General features: G+C 69.6%; 4 protein-coding genes and 1 pseudogene. 2 read left to right on the top strand and 3 right to left on the bottom strand.

What is annotated here, in order from left to right; genetic code table 11:
- Nucleotides 1-134 precede the first annotated feature (134 nt).
- Nucleotides 135-809 carry a TetR/AcrR family transcriptional regulator gene (locus G6019_RS13680; RefSeq protein WP_107755366.1) on the bottom strand — a complete coding sequence of 225 codons (675 nt, stop codon included), beginning with the start codon at nt 807-809 and terminating at the stop codon, nt 135-137.
- Nucleotides 810-893: 84 nt separating this feature from the next.
- Between G6019_RS13680 and G6019_RS13675 the strand changes: the two genes are divergently transcribed.
- Together G6019_RS13675 and G6019_RS13670 are read left to right on the top strand one after the other, a co-directional pair.
- Nucleotides 894-2,309: an MFS transporter gene (locus G6019_RS13675; protein WP_182613154.1), complete on the top strand. Its 1,416-nt coding sequence runs from the start codon at nt 894-896 to the stop codon at nt 2,307-2,309.
- On the top strand, nt 2,306-3,127 hold the full coding sequence (locus tag G6019_RS13670) for a PaaX family transcriptional regulator C-terminal domain-containing protein (protein ID WP_241726058.1): 822 nt from the start codon (nt 2,306-2,308) through the stop codon (nt 3,125-3,127). The genes G6019_RS13675 and G6019_RS13670 overlap by 4 nt, the downstream gene beginning before the upstream one ends.
- A gap of 17 nt (nt 3,128-3,144) precedes the next feature.
- Here the strand turns inward: G6019_RS13670 and G6019_RS13665 are convergent, their stop codons facing one another.
- Nucleotides 3,145-4,086, bottom strand: coding sequence for a crotonase/enoyl-CoA hydratase family protein (locus G6019_RS13665; protein WP_182613156.1), 942 nt, complete (start codon nt 4,084-4,086; stop codon nt 3,145-3,147).
- Nucleotides 4,083-4,343: pseudogene (locus G6019_RS13660) on the bottom strand (crotonase/enoyl-CoA hydratase family protein); the annotation flags it as partial. The gene G6019_RS13665 and the pseudogene G6019_RS13660, both read right to left, overlap by 4 nt.

Raw genomic sequence — 4,343 nt, 5'->3', positions numbered from 1 at the left:
CCAGCCGGGCCGCCAGGGCGGAGCCCACCGGCCCGGCACCGACGATGACATGGAGTTCATCAGTGCTGCTCACCGCCACATTGTCCCACGACCGACTCCTCCCGGCGCACGGTCGGGCCACGCCGGCGGGGCCATTACCCCCGTGAGGTGCCCACGAGGCCGTCGATGAGCGCTCCGACAGCCCACCGGCGCCGCTCGTCGGGACTGCCCTGGGTGAAGACGCCGACGGGAAAAGCGGCGAGCGTCGGGTGCCGGCCCGGGTCGGACGTCGCGATCGTCGCCGTGAGGTCGTCGATCTCCTGGCCGGTGCCGGACTCGCGGGCCGCCCACTCCGCGGCGCTGGAACTCGCGTACTGGAGCAGCAGATCCACACCCCAGGCCGCGGACCTCTCGTCGGCGCCCGCCGTGAGGAGCAGCCGGAGCAGCAGCTCGATCAGGTCCAGATAGTGCGGTCCGTCGGGCCACACGAACATCACCGCTCGCGCGAGCTCCCCCCGCTGAGAAAGCAGGTCCACGTAGTCGGCCATCACTCGCTGGAGGCGATCGCGCCACGGTTCGACCCCGTCCCACCGGAGATCCAGATCCGCGAGCAGACGGTCGGCCAGGAGAGCGTGGAGGACGGTGACGTTGCGGACGTAGACATAGAGCGACGCGGGCCCGGTGTCGAGCTCGGCGGCGACCTTGCGGAGTGTGAGCTTGTCGGCGCCGTCCCGCTCCACCACTCGCAGTGCCGCGTCGACGATCCCCTCCCGGGACAACGCGGCCTTCGCCGGCCGGTCTCGCCTGCTCACGGGTACTCGGGGGGTCATGACCCGACGATACCAGTGTCGATCTTGTTCGTGACGAACATGTTCGTTACGATCCTGTTCGTAACTACTCGGACGGGAGACACCATGACCACCACTGCGCCGCCTGCGCCACCACCTCTGACCGCTCGAGCGGTCTGGCTCACCCTGATCGTCGTCCTCCTCGCCGACGCGATGGACCTGATGGACGCGACGATCGCCAACGTCGCCGCGCCGTCGATCGTGCGCGAACTCGGTGTGAGCGAGAGCGTGATCCCGTGGCTCGGGGCCTCCTACGCATTGGCCCTGGGATCGCTACTCGTGGTGGGCGGACGCATCGGGGACAAGTACGGACAACGACGTACGTTCCTCGTCGGGCTCATCGGTTTCATCGTCGGTTCCGCCCTCGCCGGTCTCGCGCCTTCGGCGGCGGTACTCATCACGGCCCGCGTCCTCCAGGGGGTCTTCGGGGCGATGTTGATCCCCCAGGGCATGGCCATCATGGCGGCCACATTTCCCAAGCCGATGCTGCGAAAGGCGTTCGCTGTGTTCGCCCCGATGCTGGGCGTCTTCGCCGTCGCGGGTCCCGTGCTCGGTGGGATCCTCATCGACGCGGACGTGTTCGGCCTCGGATGGCGTCCGATCTTCCTCATCAACGTGGTTCTCGGCGGACTGGCCCTGGTCCTCGCCCTGCGGCACCTCCCGACCGTTCCCGCGCGACCCTCGACCCGGATCGATCTGATCGGCAGCGTGCTGCTGGCCTTCGCTCTCTTCGGCCTGCTCTTCGGACTCGTCACCGGGTCCTCCGACGGGTGGAACGGACTCACGATCGGGAGCACGGTCGTCGGAGTCGGGCTCCTGGGAGCGTTCGGGTGGCGGCAGGCCCGTGCGGACGACCCGCTCCTGCCCCGCAGCCTGCTCGGCAACCGTGGGTTCACCTCGGGGCTCATCGTGGGGTTGTGCGTGTTCGCGAGCTTCAGCGGCCTCATGTACGTCCTGAGCCTGTTCTTCCAACTCGGTCTCGGGTACACGCCTACCCGGACCTCGCTCCACCTGATCCCGCTGACGATCGGCATCATCATCGGGTCGGGCATAGCGAACGCCCTCATCCTGAAGCTCGGCAGGCGCCTCGTCCTCCTCGGGATGGTCGCCACGATCCTGGGCACCGGCATCCTGCTGCTGAACGTCGTCACCTCGGGTCTCGACGTGGCCTGGTGGCAGAACATCCTGGCCACCAGCGTCATCGGGATCGCCGCCGGGATCTGCTTCAACTCGGTGTTCAACACCGCCCTCGGCAATCTCCAACCCGAGGAGGCCGGCTCCGCCAGCGGCTCCCTCAGCGCCATACAGCAGATCGCGAACGGGATCGGATCCGCTCTGGTCACCACACTGTTCATCGGTGGCCTCGCACGAGGGACCGAGAGCGCGATGACCACGACGCTGATCGTCATCCTCGCGGTCACCACGCTGTGCCTCCTCGCCGTGCCGCTCCTGCCCCGCCGGGCGGTTCACCTCGAGGAATGACGGGAGAGACGTCGGAGTTCCTCCGCTCACCGCCCGGGTATCGTCGGATGGTGCCCTCATCCCCGCAGTCACCGGTGAAACTCACCGCCCGGTCCGCGGTGCTGAGTGTGCTCCTCGGTATGCACCCCGCGGAGGCGACCGCGGCGGCAATCATCGAGGTGGCCGTCCAGCTGGGATTCAAGGAGTCCGCGATGCGTGTCGCGCTCACCAGGATGGTGGCCGCGGGGGACCTCCACCGGGACAACGGTGTCTACCGCCTCTCGCCCCGCCTGATCGCGCGGCAGCGGCGACAGGAGGCCGCGCTCTCCCCCTCGTTGAGGCCATGGGACGGGCAGTGGTCCATGCAGGTGGTCACTGTCCCGGCCGACGCGGTAACCCGGGCCGCGACCCGCACCGAACTCACCGAGTCGCGCTACGCGGAGCTGCGCGAGGGCGTCTGGATCCGCCCCGACAACCTCGTCGCCCTCCACGTGGGGAGGTCCGAATTCACCGGGCGGTCCGAGGCGCTGTCGTCGCGGACCACGGTCTTCTCGTGCCGGCCGGAAGGCGACGTCGTGGCCCTCACCGAGGACCTCTTCGCCCCGGCGGAGTGGTCCGCCACGGGGCAGGCACTACTCGCCGCCGCAGATCGCGCCGACGACATGTCCGCACGATTCGAGCTCGCGGCCGCGACCGTCCGGCACATCCTCCACGATCCGCTGCTCCCCGCGGAACTACTCCCCGACGACTGGCCCGGCGAGCGGCTCAGGGAGTCGTATGACCGGTTCCGGGCCGAGTTCGGCGCGTTCGCCACCACGGCGCTCGGCGGCGGCCACTGACCGCCGCCGAACCGGGCTCACGCAGGCGGAGGCGCCGGCGTCCCCGCTGTCTTGGCGTCACCGAAGGGCTCGTCCCTGGAACGCACCGCCTCCCGGAAGCCCTCGGTCGCGGCCCTCGCCTGGAAGGCGTACCCCTCCGGGGTGTGGCGCGCGATGCCGTCGAAGACCGTGCTGATCATGCCCGAGGTGGCCACCCCCTGCGCGAGGAGCGCGCTGTTCAACGCCAGCTTGGCCATCATCAGCTGGTTGACCGGCATCTGGGCGATCCGTCCGACGAGCTCCTCGGTGCGGTCGTCCAGCTCCTCGGGCGGGGGCGCGTCGATCGCGAGCCCCCAGTCGTGCGCCTGCCGCCCCGTGATGAGGTCGCCGGTGAACAGCAGGCGCTTGGCGCGTTGGTCGCCAAGCCGGTGCGCCCACATCCCGGACGCCGGGATGCCCCAGACCCGCGTCGGCGGGTACCCGATCCGGGTGTCGTCGGCACAGATGATCAGGTCGGCGAACAGTGCGATATCGGTACCCCCCGCCACCGCGAATCCGTGCAACTTGGCCACCGTGGGCTTGTTCGCGTGCAGGAGGCTCGAGAAACCCCGGTTGAACCGACTCATCATCGCGTAGTCGACCATGGGATCCCACGTGACGCCCGGGTCGTGGTTGCGGGCCTGGACGCCCGGGTCGAGCACGGATCCTCCGGGGTCCCCCGGGGCACCGTGGGCGCCGGCTGCGTCTCGGACCATCCCCTCGGCGAAGATCGACAGGTCGTAGCCGCCGCAGAATCCCTTGCCCCGCCCGGACAGGAGGATCACGTGGACCGCCGGGTCGAGGTCGGCGCGCTCGACGGCGGACGCGAGTTCGATCGGGGTGTCGCTCGTGATGGCGTTACCGTGCTCGGGGCGGTCGAAGGTGATCCGTGCGATCGCCCCGGTCACCTCGTAGGTCAGGGTGCGGTAATCGCTGTTCAACTTCCCGTCTCCTCTGTGCCCTGTGCCGGTCCGAAGGAGCCGTGCCGCCCGGCGCCGTCGGCGAACCGGGCCGCGCCCGCGACCGCCCCGGCCTGCAGCGAGACCACCCCGTGGTCGTACTCGTTCCTGATCGCCGCCTCCTCGTCGAGCCCCTCCTGTTCCAGCAGCGACAGCCGGTCCCGTCGCATGCACTCCTGGGGGAACCGCGAGATCTCGGTGGCCAGTTCGATGGCTGCCGTCAACGCCGTGCCGTCGGG

Origin of the sequence: Dietzia sp. DQ12-76 (assembly GCF_014145045.1) — a bacterium.
Taxonomy (GTDB): Bacteria; Actinomycetota; Actinomycetes; order Mycobacteriales; family Mycobacteriaceae; genus Dietzia.
The sequence above is the reverse complement of the archived record's forward strand: the minus strand, read 5'-3'. Positions and strand labels throughout refer to the sequence as shown.

Coding starts and splice junctions, on each gene's coding strand:
- G6019_RS13680 (WP_107755366.1), bottom strand. CDS start 809: ATGACCCCCCGAGTACCCGTGAGCAGGCGAGACCGGCCGGCGAAGGCC.
- G6019_RS13675 (WP_182613154.1), top strand. CDS start 894: ATGACCACCACTGCGCCGCCTGCGCCACCACCTCTGACCGCTCGAGCG.
- G6019_RS13670 (WP_241726058.1), top strand. CDS start 2,306: ATGACGGGAGAGACGTCGGAGTTCCTCCGCTCACCGCCCGGGTATCGT.